Origin of the sequence: Mariniflexile sp. (genome assembly GCF_041583155.1) — a bacterium.
Lineage (GTDB): Bacteria > Bacteroidota > Bacteroidia > Flavobacteriales > Flavobacteriaceae > Mariniflexile.
In genome coordinates, this window is the sequence record NZ_JBFHGK010000015.1 from 14913 (window position 1) to 34608 (window position 19696).

General features: G+C 32.5%; 19 protein-coding genes and 1 other RNA gene. 12 read left to right on the forward strand and 8 right to left on the reverse strand.

What is annotated here, in order from left to right:
* Positions 1-9: 9 nt before the first annotated feature.
* The gene (locus tag ABYI63_RS07505) at positions 10-891 is read right to left on the reverse strand and encodes an NAD(P)-dependent oxidoreductase (protein WP_372755070.1); all 882 of its coding nucleotides are present in this window, start codon (positions 889-891) and stop codon (positions 10-12) included.
* A gap of 470 nt (positions 892-1361) precedes the next feature.
* On the opposite strand from ABYI63_RS07505, the gene ABYI63_RS07510 reads away from it, so the two are divergent.
* The 5 genes from ABYI63_RS07510 to rnpB all read left to right on the forward strand — a co-directional run bounded on the left by ABYI63_RS07510 (position 1362) and on the right by rnpB (position 6025).
* The gene (locus ABYI63_RS07510; protein WP_372755072.1) at positions 1362-2444 is read left to right on the forward strand and encodes an efflux RND transporter periplasmic adaptor subunit; all 1083 of its coding nucleotides are present in this window, start codon (positions 1362-1364) and stop codon (positions 2442-2444) included.
* Positions 2444-3703, forward strand: coding sequence for an ABC transporter permease (locus ABYI63_RS07515; RefSeq protein ID WP_372755074.1), 1260 nt, complete (start codon positions 2444-2446; stop codon positions 3701-3703). Before ABYI63_RS07510 ends, ABYI63_RS07515 begins: the two co-directional genes overlap by 1 nt.
* The gene (locus tag ABYI63_RS07520; protein ID WP_372755076.1) at positions 3704-4387 is read left to right on the forward strand and encodes an ABC transporter ATP-binding protein; all 684 of its coding nucleotides are present in this window, start codon (positions 3704-3706) and stop codon (positions 4385-4387) included.
* An 81-nt stretch (positions 4388-4468) separates the two neighbouring features.
* Complete coding sequence (locus tag ABYI63_RS07525) at positions 4469-5500, forward strand: carboxypeptidase-like regulatory domain-containing protein (protein WP_372755078.1); 1032 nt, start codon at positions 4469-4471, stop codon at positions 5498-5500.
* Positions 5501-5719: 219 nt separating this feature from the next.
* Positions 5720-6025: RNase P RNA component class A (gene rnpB, locus ABYI63_RS07530), an RNA gene on the forward strand.
* A 77-nt stretch (positions 6026-6102) separates the two neighbouring features.
* Here rnpB and rsmD read toward each other — a convergent pair.
* The 3 genes from rsmD to ABYI63_RS07545 are packed head-to-tail and all read right to left on the reverse strand — an operon-like array spanning position 6103 to position 8190.
* Positions 6103-6648, reverse strand: a complete 546-nt coding sequence (rsmD, locus tag ABYI63_RS07535; RefSeq protein ID WP_372755080.1) for a 16S rRNA (guanine(966)-N(2))-methyltransferase RsmD — start codon at positions 6646-6648, stop codon at positions 6103-6105.
* Positions 6648-7469 (reverse strand): DUF3822 family protein, encoded by an 822-nt coding sequence (locus ABYI63_RS07540; protein ID WP_372755082.1) that lies wholly within the window; start codon positions 7467-7469, stop codon positions 6648-6650. Before ABYI63_RS07540 ends, rsmD begins: the two co-directional genes overlap by 1 nt.
* Entirely contained in the window at positions 7453-8190 is a 738-nt protein-coding gene (locus tag ABYI63_RS07545) for a hypothetical protein (protein WP_372755084.1), read from the reverse strand. Before ABYI63_RS07545 ends, ABYI63_RS07540 begins: the two co-directional genes overlap by 17 nt.
* Before the next feature lie 128 nt (positions 8191-8318).
* Between ABYI63_RS07545 and ABYI63_RS07550 the strand changes: the two genes are divergently transcribed.
* From ABYI63_RS07550 to ABYI63_RS07580, 7 genes are all read left to right on the forward strand, one after another.
* A complete protein-coding gene (locus ABYI63_RS07550) occupies positions 8319-9743 on the forward strand; it encodes an ATP-dependent RecD-like DNA helicase (RefSeq protein WP_372755086.1) in 1425 nt (474 codons plus the stop codon).
* Positions 9744-10006: 263 nt separating this feature from the next.
* Entirely contained in the window at positions 10007-10735 is a 729-nt protein-coding gene (gene kdsB / locus ABYI63_RS07555) for a 3-deoxy-manno-octulosonate cytidylyltransferase (protein ID WP_372755088.1), read from the forward strand.
* On the forward strand, positions 10726-11430 hold the full coding sequence (locus ABYI63_RS07560) for an HAD family hydrolase (RefSeq protein WP_372755090.1): 705 nt from the start codon (positions 10726-10728) through the stop codon (positions 11428-11430). The genes kdsB and ABYI63_RS07560 overlap by 10 nt, the downstream gene beginning before the upstream one ends.
* Before the next feature lies 1 nt (position 11431).
* Positions 11432-12049, forward strand: a complete 618-nt coding sequence (locus tag ABYI63_RS07565; protein ID WP_372755092.1) for a CatA-like O-acetyltransferase — start codon at positions 11432-11434, stop codon at positions 12047-12049.
* A gap of 44 nt (positions 12050-12093) precedes the next feature.
* Positions 12094-13176 (forward strand): iron-containing alcohol dehydrogenase family protein, encoded by a 1083-nt coding sequence (locus ABYI63_RS07570; RefSeq protein WP_372755094.1) that lies wholly within the window; start codon positions 12094-12096, stop codon positions 13174-13176.
* A gap of 1 nt (position 13177) precedes the next feature.
* Positions 13178-13726, forward strand: coding sequence for a 1-acyl-sn-glycerol-3-phosphate acyltransferase (locus tag ABYI63_RS07575; RefSeq protein WP_372755096.1), 549 nt, complete (start codon positions 13178-13180; stop codon positions 13724-13726).
* A gap of 154 nt (positions 13727-13880) precedes the next feature.
* Entirely contained in the window at positions 13881-14087 is a 207-nt protein-coding gene (locus ABYI63_RS07580; RefSeq protein ID WP_372755098.1) for a lipopolysaccharide assembly protein LapA domain-containing protein, read from the forward strand.
* Between the two features lie 264 nt (positions 14088-14351).
* Here ABYI63_RS07580 and ABYI63_RS07585 read toward each other — a convergent pair whose 3' ends face one another.
* The 4 genes from ABYI63_RS07585 to ABYI63_RS07600 form a co-directional block, all read right to left on the reverse strand.
* On the reverse strand, positions 14352-16949 hold the full coding sequence (locus ABYI63_RS07585) for a zinc-dependent metalloprotease (protein ID WP_372755100.1): 2598 nt from the start codon (positions 16947-16949) through the stop codon (positions 14352-14354).
* Between the two features lie 142 nt (positions 16950-17091).
* A complete protein-coding gene (locus ABYI63_RS07590) occupies positions 17092-18075 on the reverse strand; it encodes a Gfo/Idh/MocA family protein (RefSeq protein WP_372755102.1) in 984 nt (327 codons plus the stop codon).
* A gap of 140 nt (positions 18076-18215) precedes the next feature.
* A complete protein-coding gene (locus ABYI63_RS07595) occupies positions 18216-18935 on the reverse strand; it encodes a YebC/PmpR family DNA-binding transcriptional regulator (RefSeq protein WP_372755104.1) in 720 nt (239 codons plus the stop codon).
* Between the two features lie 131 nt (positions 18936-19066).
* A complete protein-coding gene (locus tag ABYI63_RS07600) occupies positions 19067-19363 on the reverse strand; it encodes a 4a-hydroxytetrahydrobiopterin dehydratase (protein WP_372755106.1) in 297 nt (98 codons plus the stop codon).
* Positions 19364-19696 lie beyond the last annotated feature (333 nt).

Genomic DNA, 19696 nt, shown 5'->3' on the forward strand with positions numbered 1-19696 from the left:
TTTCTGAAATTATTTTTTAAGAGCCGTGAAATAATCAAAAATTTCAGGAACATTTCCGTTACCCATATCAGCAGCCATAGCAGCTTGTAGGTTAGCAGAAGTTGCTTCAGCTATTTGAGATACAGATCCAAGATCTTTCATCATTTGAACGAAGTAACCTAAATCTTTATTAGCATTGGCAATAGAGAATCCTAAATCGCTTACATTATCTACAGCGTAGTTTTTACAGAATTTCATGAATGGTGAATTCGATGGACCGGCAGACATAATGTCAAACAATTGTTGTCCGTCTACACCAGCTAGTTTTGCAACTGCAAAGGCTTGAGACATAGCACATACCGTAGTCATTCCCATGAAATTGTTAATTAGTTTTGTAGTATGGCCAGCTCCAAGCGCACCCAAATAGAATACGTTTTCACCTTGCTCATCTAAAACTGGTTTTACTTTTTCGAATGTAGCTTTATCTCCAGCAGCCATAATATTAAGCAATCCGTCTTTTGCATGTGCAGGTGTACGTCCTAGAGGTGCATCAATCATTCCAGCACCTTTTTCAGCAAGATCTTTACCAATTTTACGGGTAGATGCAGGAATTGATGTTCCGAAATCAATTAAAACAGCACCTTCTTTTATACCGGCCAAGATACCTTCGTCGCCATAAACTACCTTTTCTACAACAGCAGAGGTGGTTAGACAAAGCATTACGATGTCACTTTTCTCAGCTAATTCTTTTGGTGTTGCTGCAGCAGTAGCATTACCGCGAGCGATAACAGTATCAACAGCATCTTTATTAAGGTCCATTACTGTTAGCTGATAACCTCTTTTTTGTAAGTTTTCAACCATATTAGCGCCCATAAGGCCGAGTCCAATAAACCCGATCGTTGGTTTTTTCATATTTAAGTGGTTTAAATTATAAATGTTAGCGCAAAGATATGCATCTATTAGTATTTACGAAATTATTTAATACAACTTTACAGTTAGTAGGGTTAAGAGACTTGAATTAGTTTATAAAACTTACCATAAATGACAGTAAATGGATATAAAATCATGAAGAAGGAAGATAATCTCTTAGTTTTCAATTATGTTATAAAATTTTTGTTTTAAGTTTTATAACAGTCAAAAGCTGTTTTTATAAAAAAAACAAACGGGTTAAGTCTTTAAATGTTGGCTACCAAAGAGCTTAGGTTTTACATTTATTAAACAGCATTTTTCTTGACTTCGTGCGAAAAAATACCTAAATTAGATTGACTTCAAAAACTGAGTAATATAATTAATTTCATGTCATAACAATTAGACTTCCTAATTTAAAATAAGAAGCTTTTAACCCATTGATTGTTAGGTTTATGAAACTAAAACTGTGATCGATGAATCCATACACTCTTAGCTTCTTATCTATAATGCTGTTTATCAGCTGTTCATGTAACGGTGAAAAAAATTATATAACGCCGGAAGTAAGGAATGTTTCAGAAAGTGTTTATGCCTCGGGTATCATTAAAAGTAAAGGACAATACAATGTATTAGGAAAAATGAATGGTGTTATTGAAGAACTTTTTGTAATAGAAGGCATGCAGGTGAAAAAAGGTGATCCTATATTAAAATTAGACAATAAAAACCTAAAGCTGGCTACAGAAAATGCAAGATTAGCTTCAACAGCCTCCGATTATGCTGCTAATTTATCAAAAATAAAGGATGCGCAAAAAGCCATTACGCTTGCTTATAAGAAGTTTACAAATGATTCTTTATTGTTTCAAAGGCAAAAAAGGCTTTGGAGTCAGAGTATTGGTAGTAAGGTTGATTTTGAGCAAAGAGCGTTAAATTTTGAGAATTCAAAAATGGCCTTATCCATGGCGCATACTAATTATGAGAATTTGAAACGCGAATTAAAACTGGTATCAGATCAAAGTAAAAATAATTTAGAAATAGCTAAGATATTGGAAGACGATTTAATTATAAGAAGTGAGGTAGATGGTGTTGTTTACAGCATTAACAAAGAAAAAGGGGAGCTTATAAATGGCTCGGAACCTGCAGTGGTAATAGGCACAAGTGATTTTATTATAGAATTGGATATAGACGAATTTGATATTGTAAAAATTAAATCAGGTCAGCAGGTATTCATTAGAATGGATAGTTATAAATCTCAGGTATTTGAAGCCAAAATTGTAGCTATTGATAGGCTAATGAACCTAAGAACACGTTCTTTTCAAGCAGAAGCCGAATTCACTAAGAAACCTAAAGAACTTTTTCCAAACCTCACTGTAGAAGCCAATATTTTAATTAATACAAAAGCAGATGCCTTAACCATTCCAAGAAATTATTTGGTAAACGATTCTACTGTAAGACTGAAAGGTGGAAAGTTTCAAAAAGTAGCAACAGGCTTAATGGATGATGATTTAGTTGAAATAATAAGCGGTATTACCAAAACTACTCTTCTAGAATTACCCGAATAATGAAAGTTAAGCACATAACAGAAATATCTGGAGCCCTGATGCGGGCAAGATGGCGACAAACCCTTGTGGCCGCTGTTGGTGTTATGTTTAGTATCGGTTTATTTATTGCTTTGCTTGGTTTTATGGAAGGTTTAAATCAGTTGTTAGATGGGCTAGTTTTAAATAGAACGCCTCACATCCGACTTTATAATGACATTCTACCATCTAAAATACAACCTATAGATATTAGTAAGGATTTCAAAAACCATCATAATTTCATAAGTTCGGTTAAACCAACCAATACACGTAAAGAATTATACAATGTACAACAGATTATAAACACATTGAACAAAGACCAACGGGTGTTAGGAGTGGCTCCAAAGATAACTACCCAGGTATTTTATAATCTTGGTAATATTGACTTGAATGGCATCATAAATGGCGTAGATACAGAAAAGGAGTCTAAATTATTTTCTTTTAGTGATTATGTTGTTGGAGGTAATGCACAAGATCTTAAAATTGTTTCAAATAGTATTATTCTAGGTAGCGGGGCTGCAGATATCATGCGTGCAAAGCTTGGTGATATTATTACCGTTACTTCCACCGAGGGAGAACAATTTAACCTCAAAATAGTTGGTTTTTTCCAATCGGGAATAGCTGAAATAGATAAGGTACAAAGTTTTGCAAGTTTGGCAACAACCCAAAAAATACTTGGAGAAAACAGTAATTATATAAGCGATATTCAAATAAAATTGAAAGATATAAAACAAGCTCCTGCAATGGCCGAAGAGTATAGAACCTATTTTAAAGTAGATGCGGAAGACATACAAACTGCTAACGCACAATTTGAAACAGGAAGTAATGTGCGTTCTATTATTTCCTATGCTGTTGGTATTACTTTGCTTATTGTATCGGGATTTGGGATTTACAATATTCTGAACATGTTAATTTATGAAAAGATGGATACCATTGCTATTTTGAAAGCTACGGGGTTTGCTGGTGCCGATGTTAAAAAAATTTTTATTACCATTTCTTTGAGTATCGGAATTGCAGGGGCCTTAGCAGGATTAATTTTAGGTTTTCTATTATCGTTAGTAATCGATGCCATTCCCTTTAATACTACTTCTTTACCTACGGTTACAACCTATCCCATAGATTATGGCATTCAATATTATATTATAGCAGCTTTATTTGCCATAGGAACCACGTATTTGGCAGGTTGGTTTCCTGCAAGAAAAGCAAGTATGGTAGATCCAGTAATCATTATTAGAGGTAAGTAGATGGAAAAACAAATCATTTTAGAAGCACGGTCTATCTGTAAATCCTTTTATAATCCTGTAAAGGTGGATGTGCTAAAGGATGTATCCTTTAAACTATCACGCGGGGATTATGCCTCCATCATTGGTAAATCGGGTAGTGGAAAATCTACTTTGCTTTATATTCTATCTACTATGGATACTGAATTTTCAGGTACTCTTTTAATTAATGGTGTGGATGTTAAAAACAAATCGGATATGGAATTAGCAGACATAAGAAATGAACAGATTGGTTTTGTTTTTCAATTTCATTATTTATTGAATGAATTTACAGCCTTGAAGAACGTGATGTTGCCTGGATATAAATTAAATAAAGTAAGTGAAGAAGAATTGGAACATAATGCATTTAAGCTATTGAAGAATTTGGGTATTGATGGATTAGCTCACAAAATGGCTTATCAGTTGTCTGGTGGCGAAAAACAACGCGTTGCCATTGCTCGTGCTATGATAAATGACCCTTTAATAATTATGTGCGATGAACCTACCGGAAATTTGGACAACAAAAATTCAGAAATCGTATTCAATATTTTTAAAGAGCTTACAGAAACTTATAATAAAACCTTGTTGGTGGTAACACACGATTTAGATTTTGCACATAAAACAGAACGCATAATAGAGTTAGATGATGGCAAGATTGTTGATAGATAATAAATCAAAAAAAAACGAAATTTTGATTCACTAAAACATAAACATAGTTGTAGCTTTTCAATTTTTATGAAACCTAATTAAATGAAAATATATAAAGATAATTGTCGAAACTTAATTTGGTTTATATTCAGCGTAATAGTCTTTTTTCAATTTCAAATTTGTTTTTCGCAAAACCAATTAAGAGGACAGGTGTTTAGTGCTAAAGATTCAACAGGCATTTATGGTGCATCAATATATTTTGATGGAACGAGTATAGGTGCTTCTACAAATGAAGAAGGTTTCTTTAAAATGGTATTTGAGAAAAGCAATGCCTCACTTATAATTAGTTCTATTGGTTACGAAACCGTTTTAATTAATCCTCAGCATATTCGAAATTCAGATAATTTGCTTACCGTTTATCTTTCCGAGAAATCGGAAACTTTAGAAACTGTTTATTTAGAAACTGATACTTGGAGTAGGGCCAGAAAATTAGAACTATTTAAAAGAGAATTTTTAGGAACTCACAAATATGCAGATTTATGTGAAATTATTAATGAAGACTCAATAAAGTTGAGATATATTGCATCTGCAAACACTCTGATTGCAAATGCCCACGAACCCTTAATTATAGAGAACAAATATTTAGGGTATAATTTAAAATATAACTTAAGGGATTTTCAGGTAAAGTTTGGGGTTATTAAAAAAGATTCCACGATTCCTATAGCAGTTAATTACCATGGATATAGTTTTTTTGAACCATTAAATAATGTGGTTTCAGGGAAAATTTTAAAAAACAGAAAGAAAAGCTACCTCGGATCAATTTTGCATTTTATGAGATCGCTTTATTCGGAAAAACTCGATGAAAATAATTTCAGGATTTACTATAAATGGACTCAGGTTCCCTCTTATAAATATTTCGGTATTTCAAATTACGAAAACATGAAACAGGTAAAAATACTTGTTGATGATATTCTAATTAGATACAAATTCTATAATCAATCCATTCTATTTGCAAAAGGTGAATTTACTATTGATTATTCCGGACATCACGATCCGCCGGAAGCCATTAATTTAAAAGGAGAGATGGCTAAAAAACGAATTTCAGAACTACTGCCTTTAGATTATATCCCATAACCTTGCTATAGAGCTTTGTGTAAATTTACGCAAACATTTTTTTAATAATGAAATTGATACATTTCGTTTAAAATCATAGATGATATAAAAATTACTAATTTGGAAGTGTTTTAATGATTTCAAAGATGTCACTGGAAAGTGTTCTCCTTTGTGACATCTCCATATTTTTTAATTTAAAAGAAATTGGATTTTAGAATTTGTTAATTGTACCTTTGTGTTTAAGTAAATCGCCTTATCGCTCAGGCTCCGTGCTTGGGAGGAAAGTCCGAACACCGTAGTGCAATATAGTGGTTAATGGCCACCAGTCGTGAGGCTAGGACAAGTGCAACAGAAAGTATGTACAGGTAATGCTGTAGTGAAACCAGGTAAACTCTATATGGTGCAATGCTATGTAAACCAGCGTTTGAAGGCTGCACGCTTGATGCTGGAGGGTAAGCAGCTAAAGTGCATTGGTAACAAGGCACTCAGATAAATGATAAGGGCTCTTTTAGGGTACAGAATTCGGCTTATAGATCTACTTAAATAAACAAGCTCTTTGATACTGTCAAAGAGCTTTGTTTTTTATGTGAATTTTGATGCTTGGTTTAATTTTAAAAAAAACCTTAGATTTCAGGATTTTCAAAAAAGCTAAACACATTGCCACCATAACTTTTTGAATAACTGTAATTTTTTAATTGAGATAGATTGGTGTGTTTGGAATGTTCAACAATAAGTAGCCCATCTTCCAACAACAAATCGTTTTGAAAAACTAATTCTGGGATTTTCGCAAAATCGGCATCAGAGAAATTGTATGGAGGATCTGCAAAAATGATATTGGCTTGTTGCGTTGTTTTTTCCAAATATTTAAACACATCACTTTTAATGGTTTGAATTGGCATTTTAAATCCTTCGGCCGTTTCGTTTATAAATTTGATACATCCGTAATCCTGATCAACACACGTAATGTTTTCAGTGCCTCTAGAAGCAAATTCGTAACTTATATTTCCGGTACCCGCAAATAAATCTAAAACGATTAATTCATCAAAATAAAAGTTGTTATTTATTATGTTGAATAAGGACTCCTTTGCCATATCGGTAGTAGGGCGAACAGGTAAATTTTTTGGAGCTATTATCTTTCGACTTTTATAAATTCCTGAAACAATACGCATTATAAACTTTTTATTAATGTAAAATTAGAATGGTTGGATTTCGGTTCCTCTAGATACTTATAGGTTTCATTTCGACTACCAAAAGTGATATTCCTTATGTATTTATAGGCAATACTATATAACGTGTCTTCTTTGGATATATTTCCAATAAACACCAAATGGCAAGTTTCCGGATTTAATTTTAGCTGTTCTATGGTAAAAAGAATATAATAGATAAAATCTTCAGGAGAATGATATTCAAAGGTATTATAGAGCCTTAATTTGGTATTATCAATAACAATCACCTCAAAATGATTTTTGCTTACATTTACATAAACCTTAGGTATGCTGGTGTTTTTTTCAACTAATAAAATTTCTTCAACCAGTACGGTAGAAGTGTGTTTAAAGGTAAACGCTCCAAACTGATCGTAAATAAAGTTATTAATATTTATGTAGGGTACATAAACATTAACACTATCATTTATCAAGATTTCATCAAAGGCGATAAAATCGGATTTAAGAATTTTAGAGTTAAATTTTAAATAATCAGCAATACAGTCTTCGTTAAATAGCGGCTTCGGTACTAAGGTAGAAAGGTCGTTTTCGTGTAAAATGGTAATAGCCCCATAATCATACTCTGTAACCTTTTCAGAAGCAAATAAGGCTTTTAATTTATCCAAAACTTCTAGCGGATTAAGCTTTTTATCAAAACTGATGTCCTTTAACTTCGTAATGGTATTGGTTTCTCTTTGTAAAGTACAAAAAGAAAGTCCACTCAAACTTATTTGAATGGACAATTCTAGATTAGTTAGTTTGTTATAATTATTACTCAGCAGAGCCATAAGTTTTAGGCCAGTTTCCGTTGGTATTTACTTCGTTCATAGAACCTACTTTTAAGGCATCTCCATTAACACCATCCACTGAAACTACTTGATTTTCTTGAATTATCATATCTCTATCTTGGTCAAATAAAATAACTTCTTTTTTAACCGAAGCTTCAAATACAGGAATATTCATGTCATTTTGTTTAATGAATCCTGCTTCCAATTGGAATTTCTCACCTTCTTTTCCAGCAGGAACATTCATCATTGTTTTATAACGATTCGATTTTTTGAATAATGAATCTTTCACAGATACAAAACCTAGTGTATCTATAATAACAATATCTTTATAAGTATCTACTCCAAAACGTCTTGAAAGCTCTTCGTCGATAACGCTAGCATCTCTTCTTTGGATGATAGTATACTTTCCGTTTTCAATGAATTTCACTAAAGAATCAAAATTGTCTGTAAATTTACCATTTACTTGTTTATAAGCCAATTGAGAATCTCTTATGTCAATTAAATTCTTAATTACTTTTGTATATCGTCTATTTCTTTCTTGGTTAAATAAAATGGGAGTGTAAATAGACATATAGGTTTGGTATGCTAAAAAACCAATTAATACCCAAAGGCCTATACTTATTACAGGTTTAAATTTTGAAGGTATAAATTTATCAATTAGCTTAACCAAGCCAATTGTAAGCAGAATAGCTGCAACAGCAATAAGAATGAATTTTAACATAATGGTTTTATAATTTTAATAGTTTATCAAAGGTGTTTCGCAAATCTACAATTTTTTTTTAATCGTTAAAATCAATTCACACTAAAAATCATTACTATCTTTGAATAATTTTTAATTTAATTTCCTTAATGACCGCTTCCCAATTCTATTCCCTTATAAAACAGCAGTTTCCATTTCAACCTACCATAAAACAAAATATTGTATTACAACAACTTTCTGAATTCATAATAAGCAATACTCCAAACACACTATACGTACTTAAAGGTTATGCTGGTACAGGTAAAACTACAATTGTGGGTAGTATTGTTGCTAATTTATGGAAAGCAAAAAAGAGTTCTGTATTACTAGCACCAACAGGTAGAGCAGCTAAAGTTATTTCTAATTACTCTGGTAAAGAGGCATTTACAATACATAAAAAAATATATTTCCCTAAGAAAGAGAAGGGTGGAGGCGTTTCATTTGTGTTGCAACCTAACAAACATAAGAACACTATTTTTATTGTGGATGAGGCGTCAATGATACCAGATACTCCAAGTGATGGTAAAATGGTCGATTCCGGGTCTTTGCTAGATGATTTAATGCAATATGTGTATTCCGGACACCAATGCAAGCTATTGTTAATTGGTGATACAGCGCAATTACCACCCGTAAAATTAGATTTGAGTCCTGCATTAGATGAAAATATGTTAGCCCTAAACTATAATAAAGAGGTTACCCGCATGGAGCTAGACGAAGTTGTTAGGCAAGAACAGGATTCTGGTATTTTGGTTAATGCAACGGTTTTAAGAGAAGCCCTCTCTAATAATGTAAATGATTCATTTAAATTCGATTTAGCAGGGTTTAAGGATATTGTTAGGCTTACCGATGGTTATGAAATAATGGATGCCATAAACGATGCTTATAGTAGTTTAGGTAATGAAGAAACGGCTATTATTGTTAGGAGTAACAAGCGTGCTAATTTGTATAACCAACAAATTCGTAATCGGATATTATTTAATGAAAGTGAATTATCGGCGGGCGATTATTTAATGGTTGTAAAAAACAATTATTTTTGGGTTAAACCTACCAGTGAAGCGGGATTTATAGCTAATGGAGACATCATAGAGGTTTTAGAAATTTTTAAGATTCAAGAATTATACGGTTTTCGATTTGCTGAAGTTAAAATTCGAATGGTTGATTACCCTAAAATGGCTCCCATAGAAACCGTATTATTATTGGATACAATTGAAGCTGAAACACCGTCTTTAACTTATGAAGATTCAAATCGCTTGTACCAAGAAGTAATGAAAGATTTTGAAAACGAAACCAGCAAATACAAAAAGTTTTTAAAAGTAAAAGAGAACAAACATTTTAATGCTTTGCAAGTAAAATTCTCATATGCCATAACCTGTCATAAATCCCAAGGTGGACAGTGGAATACAGTGTTTGTAGAACAGCCTTATTTACCGAATGGCATAGATAAAGAGTATTTACGTTGGTTGTATACTGCAGTTACCAGAGCTAAAGAAAAGTTATATCTGATTGGTTTTAAAGATGATTTTTTTGAAGCATAGCTTAAAGTTATAAAGAGGTACAATGGTTCTTCACAACACTATGTTTTTTCAATATGGATTAACAGCTAGACTGAAGATTTTTATTCATTTCAACAATAGGGTTTAAAAAAGTTTATGTAGTCTTAAGTAAAAAACCACTTTTATTTATATTATTTTTGACAGAGAAATTTTAAGAAGATGAACTGCTCAATATCCATTTTAAACTTGCTTAATATACCCAAACAAAACAAGCTTTTTTTTAATTTATCAAATGTTTTATTCAGATGAAAATAATTTCAATGATACCCGCACGTTATAGTGCATCACGCTTTCCTGGGAAATTAATGCAAGATCTCGGAGGTAAATCCGTTATTGTTCGCACCTACGAAGCTACAGTAAATACCAATCTGTTTGATGATGTTTTTGTTGTTACCGATAGTACTATAATTTATGATGAAATTATAAAAAACGGTGGAAAAGTGATAATGAGCAAAAAAGAGCATGAATGTGGCAGCGACCGAATTGCAGAAGCTATCGAATTCATGGATATAGATGTTGTAATTAATGTTCAGGGCGACGAGCCGTTTACAGACAAAGGGTCTTTAGAAAAACTGGTAGCAGTATTTAAAGACGACCATGATAAAAATATCGATTTGGCCTCGTTAATGGTTCATATTACTGATGAAGATGAAATTAATAACCCAAATACTGTTAAAGTAGTAATTGATACTTTTAATTTCGCTTTGTATTTCTCCAGAAGCCCAATTCCATACCCTAGAGATAAAAATGCTGGTGCCAAATATTTTAAACACAAGGGGGTTTATGCATTTAGGAAAGAAGCATTGTTGGATTTTTATCGATTACCAATGTTAAGCTTAGAAGCTTCTGAAAAACTAGAGCAATTACGTTACTTAGAATATGGTAAACGTATTAAAATGGTTGAAACAGATGTTCAAGGAGTTGAAATCGACACTCCTGAAGATTTAGAACGTGCAAAAAGAATATGGAAGTAAACTACCAAAATATTAAAGTTATAGGGTTTGATGCCGATGATACCCTATGGGTTAATGAAACTTATTTTCGTGAAGCTGAATTGGAATTCGGAAAGCTGTTATCGGAATATGAAACGTTAAACACCATCGATCAGGAACTTTTTAAAAAGGAAATGGATAATTTGCCAATGTATGGTTATGGCGTAAAAGCCTTCGTTTTATCTATGGTTGAAAGTGCCTTGGAACAATCCAATTACTCTATTTCTACAAAATCCATTGAAGCCATTTTAAACATAGGCAAAGACATGCTTAATAAACCGGTTGAATTGTTGGATGGCGTAGAAGACGTGCTTAAAGTCTTATCTCAAAAATACCGAATTATATTAGCAACCAAAGGCGATTTATTGGACCAAGAACGTAAATTAGAAAAATCTGGTTTAACAAAATATTTCCATCATATCGAGGTTTTAAGTGATAAGAAGGAAGCTAATTATTCTAAATTATTAAACCATTTGGATATTAAACCATCTGAATTTTTAATGATTGGAAATTCTTTAAAGTCTGATGTGTTACCTCTTGTAAATATTAAGGCACATGCCATCCATGTACCATTTCACACAACTTGGGTTCATGAACAAGTTACAGAACAAGAAACAAATGGTAAGAACTATAAAACAATAAATAGTTTAAGGGACTTATTAAAAATTTTAGAATAAATTGAAGGTAATTGATTTAAATACATGGAATAGAAAGCTTCATTATAAGCACTTTATAGCGTTAAAAGACCCGTATTTTTCATTAACTATTCCTTTTGATGTTACTAAAGCTTATAAGTTTTCAAAAGAAAATAATATTAGTTTTTTTGGAAAATACCTTCATGATTGCATGAAAGCGATTAATGCTGTTGAAAATTTCAAATATAGAATAGAAAATGATTTAGTAGTGGAGCACGATGTTATTCATGCTTCAGCAACATTAATGCGACCAAATAATACGTATGGGTTTTCATTTATTGATTTTAATGAAGATTTAAATGAATTTATTAAGAACCTGGAAGCCGAAAAGGAGCGTATCAAATCAACACCAGATTTATATCCTCCCAAAAATGGTTTAAATTGTATTCATTGTTCGGCATTACCATGGGTACATTTTTCATCACAAAAAGAACCGGTTTCAGGAGTTTTGGATTCGGTACCAAAGATTGCCTTTAGCAAGGTGTTAGAATCGGAATCGAAGTTAATTATGAATGTTGCAATTAGTGTGAATCATGCATTAGTGGATGGTTATCATATTGGAGAATTTTCTGAAAAATTTCAAGAATATTTAAACAAGTAAATTTAATAGTATTATTTTTACTCAAAAGAAAAGAAACATTTTAAATGAGTTATAAAAACTTTCCAATGGTGCCAAGGGTTATTTTTGGCAGAGGTAGTTTCAATCAATTAAGTGAAATTTTGGCCCCAAAACGTTCAGGAATAAATGCACCTTTTATTTATTTGGTAGATGATGTATTTAAAGGAAACCCGTGGTTAACCTCCAGAATTCCATTAGCCTATGAAGATAGAATAATTTTTGTTTCAACAGAAAAAGAACCTACAACAACCCAAGTAGATGCATTGGTGGAAGATATTATTTTAACCACAAAAGCTTTGCCTTCGGGAATTTTAGGTATTGGAGGAGGTTCAGTTCTAGACTTGGCAAAGGCTGTATCCATAATGCTAACCAATGAGGGAGAAGCGAAAGATTATCAAGGTTGGGATTTAGTTAAAAATCCTGCGATTTATCACGTTGGTATTCCTACTATTTCCGGTACTGGTGCCGAAGTTTCCAGAACCACAGTACTAATTGGGCCTGAAAAAAAATTGGGAATGAATTCTGATTTTACACCTTTCGATCAAGTTATCTTAGACTCAGAACTTACTAAGGATGTGCCAACCGAACAGTGGTTTTACACTGGTATGGATTGCTACATTCATTGCGTTGAATCTTTAACAGGAACGTACCTAAATACTTTTAGTGAAACGTATGGGAACATGGCTTTAGAGTTGTGTAAAGAGGTGTTTTTAGATAATAATTTATCCCAAATTGAGTCACAGGAAAAGTTGATGATGGCCTCATGGCATGGTGGTATGAGTATTGCTTATTCTCAAGTTGGTGTAGCACACGCCATGAGCTATGCTTTAGCCTTTTTGCTGGGTGTAAAACATGGTATTGGAAATTGTATTGTTTTTGATCATTTAGAAGAATTCTACCCAGAAGGCGTTAAGGTTTTTAAAGCTATGAAACAGAAACATAATATTGTGTTACCACAGGGAATTTGTGCTGATTTAACCGATGCAGATTTTGATAAAATGATAACTATCACTTTAAATTTAGAACCGCTTTGGGAAAATGCTCTAGGTAAAAGCTGGAAAAGTATAATTACACCGCAAAAGTTAAAGGAACTTTATCAAAAAATGTAACATGAGATGGTTGTCTAAACTTATCTATTATAAAATTTTAGGGTGGCAAGTTGTTGGTAATACAAATTTTTCAAAAGATTCCATAAAAAAAGCAGTTATTATAGCTGCACCACACACTAGTTGGCACGACTTTTATATAGGCGTTTTACTGCGTTCTGTACTAAATATGAAAGCGCATTTTATAGCCAAAAAAGAATTGTTTGTCTTTCCTTTCGGACTGTTTTTTAAATCTATAGGAGGCGTACCTATAGATAGAAATACTAGTGAAAATAAAGTAGAAACGATAGCTAATCTTTTTAAAGGCAAGGAAGAGTTCAGAATAGCCTTATCACCTGAAGGCACTAGGAAAAAAGTAAAAATTTGGAAAACTGGATTTTACCATATAGCTAAAAAAGCTCAGGTACCCATAATCATGTTTACCCTCGATTTTGAAAATAAGCAAAATAGAATTTCAGAGCCATTTTTTACTACGGATGATATAGAATCCGATTTTAAATTTATGCATAAGTTTTATGAAGGTGTAAATGGAAAAATTCCTGAATACTCCTAAAAATTTAATACAGTCTTTTTTATAGTTGTTTTTTTATGATTATCTTTAATGAACGACTCTATAATCATTTCTAATGATTACTTTTTGGAATGTTTTTTTAATATCAGTAGATAATTGAATTACAGGAAAGAAAATAAAAATAAAACAATACAATATGAAATTTAGAACCATAGTAGGCCTCATCTTTGTTGCAATTATAGTAATATTTTCTTTGCAAAATGCAGAAGTTATTGATGTGAAATTTTTATTTTGGAAGCTTTCTATATCTAGAGTTTTGGTGATTTTAGGTAGTTTTTCAATTGGGTTATTAGTTGGAATATTATTATCTATTAAGAAGAAAACAATCAATAAAACCTTATAAGTTGAAAATAAGTAACTAATTTAATGATATTTTAATGGCTAATAAGGCAGTATTGAAACACAAATAAGACATAAAACAATCCTTTTATTTATTTAGATTAAATATTAAAATGGCATAAAAATTGAATTATATTTGACGTGTTAGCGAATGAAACATAAAGTAAACAATTTTATTTGTTCCTAAAAAGAAACATCACTAACCTACAAAAACAAAAGCTATTTCAATCTGAAATAGCTTTTGTTGTATTATAGATAAAACATGTGTTTATTTCACTTCTTCTAAAGCATTATCAATTAGCGTTTTTAAATGTTGTTTATGCGCAATGGAAGCAATATCTCCAGTTGTACCGGCCATTGCTTTTATGTTTTTTAAATTGTATAAAGCCATAGATTTCGCATTATTGGAATAGCTTGTTGCCTGTTTTCCCGTAAGCATACCAATTAGCATGTTAGTATATTCCAATTGCAGATTTTGCCTGAATGAATTTACACTGCCATAAATATCAGCTTTAAAAATAGCATTATTTAAATCTGTCATAAATGCAGATAATTTATATTCATTACCATATAATTCAGAATCAGAAAGTCGTTGTAAAGTATTATAATGCAAAATATGGTATAATACATTTTTTTGGTATGTAAGTACCTGATTATGGATTTTAGGGTCTTCTGGACTCCTAAAATTAAACCCTCGTCTTTGGATTGCTAAATAATTGTATAATTCATTAGGAGCATCAAAAGCATCAGGAGCAAATACGTATTTGCTTAATGCTGCCATAGCACGCTTTTGGTCTTTTAAACTAACTGGAGTATAAGGTTGAGTACCGCCTGTTTGTCCTGCCATAGCACGATCTATATAAACACCTCCAATAAATCTTGATATAATATTTCCCGATGTTGCTTTTTGTGAACTTAGTAAATAGTAAACGCGACGTAATTCTTCATAAGATTCACCCGATTTTGTGAACTTCGTTTTAGCGTTTTTCATTAAATCGTTTGAAAGCTCAAGACGATCAATTGCCCAAGTAATTTGATCGTTTGATTGGTCCGATACATTTACTCTTGGGTCAATAGCTTTTCCAGGAGCGCGCATATCATCGGCATCATTTCCAAAAATGTGTTCTGGCTTGGTAGATTCATTTAAAAGTGCTTGTCTTTCATCTTCCGATTGAAAAGGTTTGTATCCTAATTGAATAGCCCAAATATCATAAGGACCTACAGCCACATCATCATATTGGCCTTGTTTACTTCTATCTCTTGTAATATTTAATGCGGCATAATCCATTACTGAAGCTGTTAAACATTTTCCTTCTATAAATTCAGGATCATTTAATTGCGTAGGTGAATATAACTGGCTAGCCTTCATATTGTGGTTCAAACCTAAAGTATGCCCAACTTCATGCATAATTAATGCGGTCATCGATTCTTTTTTGATACGAGCCATTTCAAAATCGGAATTAGCATAGGCGGATGCTGTAGCATTTGCAAACATAACGTCTTCTTGTAGTTTGTGGCCAAAAGAACAATATGTGTAGTCTGTTTCGTGACTTTCCGAGGCATCAAAAGGTACTTCTAAAGACGCTAAACTGTAAATTTTATCGTAAAACACTCTATTTGTAAAATGGGCAAATTCAAGCATTATATCAGCACCCATAATTTGTCCTGTTCTTGGGTTAACAAAACTAGGCCCATAACCACCAAATGGAGGTTGAGGCGAAGAGGTCCAGCGTAATACATTATATTTTATATCACCAGCATCCCAATCGGCATCATCAGGTTGTACTTTTACAACCATTGCGTTTTTAAATCCAGCTTTTTCGAAAGCAACGTTCCATTGTAAAACAGCATTGGCTATTGTTTCCCGCCATTCTAAAGGTGTTGAGTTTTCAATCCACCAAGTAATAGGTTCAACCGGTTCAGAAATCGCTGCAGCTGGATCTTTCTTTTCTAAATGCCATCTATGAATTAGATCTTTATATGGAATGCTTTTGGTGGTTGTTTTGTCATCAACTTCGGTAGTAAAATAACCAACTCTTGGATCGTCGTATCTCGCTTCATAGTTGTTTTCTGGCATGCTTATTAAACTTTGAAACACTTTAATACTAACATTTCTACCATCTGCTACAGCATTGGAGCCATTATTAAAGACGGATGGTGATGAATAAACATATTCTACTTCCAGATTTGTGTTTTCTGAGTAGTTTTTGATGGCATTTATTTTTGTTTTCGATTTATTTAAACTACCAAGTTTGAAGGAGGTAGGAGATTCTCCAGGCGAACTTGGTCTTTTTACCTGATTAAATGTTTCATTTAAAAAAAGTTCATCGGCCTTAATTAAATAAAGTCCCTTTTTTTTATCGTATGCTTCAATCTGTAAGCTTGCTAAATTACCATTTGTAACATTTGCATCTTTTGATTTTGAAAGCGGATTTTCAGGATCAAAATAGAAGGATGTGTTTTGAGCAACGAATTCAATTTTGTCAAAATATTTTTCAATTTTTACAACTTTAGAACCCATGTAAGCACCTCTATTAATTCTACCGGCATCCATTACGCCATTTGAAATCTGACTAAAGTATATGAATTCTTTATCTATTTGATTGTCAGAAATAATCATTTGTAGTGTTCCATTGATGGTGTCTTGATAAATTGGGAATAAGCCATCAATTTTTTTACTTGTTTTTACAAGTTCGGCTATCGTTTTTTCTTTTTTGCTTGGAGCAGGAGCAGGCGCTTCTGTGGTATTACCTTTTTTACTTTTCTTTTTCTTGTCTTGTGCCTGTATATCTTGTACAGATATAACTAGAAGCGCTGTAAAAGCCACACAAATAAGATTGATAAACCTTGGTTGTTTTTGTTTCATAATACTTTTTAACGATTTAAAAGGAAATTATCCTATGATTATTTTGTGAATTAGTCTGGTTAAAAATAATATAAAAGAACTTCTTTTATTACTATTATACTGTTAAAACATGTTAATAATCTGAATATGAAATGCTAATAATTTAAATAACTCCTAAAATTTTATCCATAACCCAATTGGCATGCAATGCTGTTTTTCCTGTAGAAGGATGTTCATAGATTTTATTTATAAGCATATCTCGCATACCCTCCACATGATGTATTTGAATATGTTTCGGGTTCTCAATAAATAATTCCTCTTTTGTAGTGGTACTTTCTAACACGATTGGGTTTTCATGAAATACCGAAAACCTTATTTGGCCTTTACTACCATAAATAGTTACTAAATCTAAAGAATCTTTACAATCGAAATTCCATGTGCCAGACCCCGTAATATTGTTTTCATGAAGCCAACAAGCCGTTATCGCATCTTTTGAAGTATAGTTTTTTTGTTGGTTAAGGCTAATACCATGTGCTTCTTTGATATCTCCTAATAGATAATTAAACAAATCTAAACCATGACTCGCTAAATCATCAAAATACCCAGCTGGAGCAATGTTTACATCGGTTCTCCAATTATACTCACCCGATTTATCTAGATCGCTTGCAGGTTTGCTAAAGTGCCAATTTATATGACGCAGTTCTCCTATAGCCTTATCTTTTAACCAGTCTTTAACTTTGTTAAAACGAGGTAAGGAGCGTCTGTAATATGCCACAAACAGGGGGATGTTTTTTTCTTTAAAAGTGTTTACAATGGCCAGACTTGCAGTATAGTTAGGTGTTAGGGGTTTTTCAATACAGCAAATTTTGCCTGCCTCAGCAACTTTTAAAGCGTATAGTTTATGAGTATCTGGAGGCGTAGCAATATATAAAGCATCAATAGATTCGTCATTAATTATAGCGTCTGCATTGGAGTAGTATTTTTCAATACCATGTCGTTCAGCATAATCCTTGGCTTTTTCTTCATTGCGTCGCATTACGGCGGCAATTTCAAAACCTAAGGTATTTTTATAGGCAGGTCCGCTTTTAACTTCGGTTACGTTTCCACAACCTATAATTCCCCATTTGATAACTTTATTATTTGTCATTTTTTAATATGCTTTTGTTTAATGATTGTATATAAATCACCTAAATGAACTATTTAATTTGACACTTCATTTAGTTCTGAAATAAACAAGGCTATCCTTTTTATGATAGCCTTTGTTTGAATATGAGTTATTATTGAAATTTAGTTTTCACTTTCTTCCATGGTGTGATATACGTTTTGTACATCATCATCATCATCAAGTTTTTCTAAAAGTTTTTCAACGTCTGCAGCTTGTTCAGGAGTTAAGGCTTTCGTTACCTGTGGAATTCTTTCAAATCCAGAGGACAATATTTCTATACCTTTTTCCTCTAAAGCAGCTTGAATGGCTCCGAAACTTTCAAAAGGTGCGTAAATTAAAATGCCATCTTCGTCGGCAAAAACTTCTTCAGCTCCATAATCAATGAATTCTAATTCTACTTCTTCAGGGTCTAAACCTTCTGCATTTATTCTGAAATTACAAGTATGATCAAACATAAAAACTACAGAGCCCGAAGTGCCTAAACTTCCATCGCATTTATTGAAATAGCTACGTACATTAGCTACGGTTCTGGTATTATTATCGGTGGCGGTTTCCACTAAAATAGCGATACCGTGAGGTGCATAGCCTTCAAAAATAACTTCTTTATAATCGCCCTGACCTTTTTCGGTTGCTTTTTTAATAGCACGTTCTACAGTATCTTTTGGCATGTTCACAGCTTTTGCATTTTGCATAACAGCTCTTAAACGTGCATTACTTCCTGGATCTGGACCACCTTCTTTAACTGCCATTACAATGTCTTTACCAATACGAGTAAATGCTTTACTCATGGCTGACCAACGTTTCATTTTACGCGCTTTTCTAAATTCAAAAGCTCTTCCCATAATTTAAGTTTAATGTTAAAAAGTGTATTTTTTTAATTCTCGCAAATTTAAAAAAATCTGTGAATTGAAATAATGATATTTGTTCTAAAATATTAAAGAATGAATCGTTTTGTGTATAGGGAAATATTGATTTAATCTTCGTCTTCAGGCTCTACAATTGCTTCTATCGCTTGTGCTAATTTGAAATCTTTTTCAGTTACTCCATTTGCACTATGTGTAGATAAAGAAATTGTTAATACGTTGTAGGTATTGGACCAATCTGGATGATGATTTAAAGCTTCGCACTCAAATGCAATACGGCTCATGGCACTGAAGCAATCCTTGAAGTTGTCGAACTCAAATTCAGCGTGAATGGCGTCATCGTAATATTCCCATTCTGGTAAATTTGCTAAATTTTTTTCTATTTCTGCTATTGAAAGTTTATTCATGATTTTGTGTTTTGTTGATTGTAAAATTACTAATTTCAAAATGAAAAAGGTGTGTATTTAATACTTTATTAGAGTCAATTACCTTTGATTTTTTTTATTTTAATTAGCTACAATTTTGAGTTAAGACTGTTTTTTATGAAAGAATTATTGTGGTGTTTTGCTATTTTTTAAATTAACTACGCCATCAAAATAACGATAAGAAGGAAATATTGCTATTAAATTGAGTGGATCTTAAGGGTTTTGCACTAAGTGGCAAGTATGCCCGCGTTAGGGGTTGTACTGGAAAGCCCACAGCGACGCAGGAGCGAGGACTTGAAGGGGAAAACCCGACCT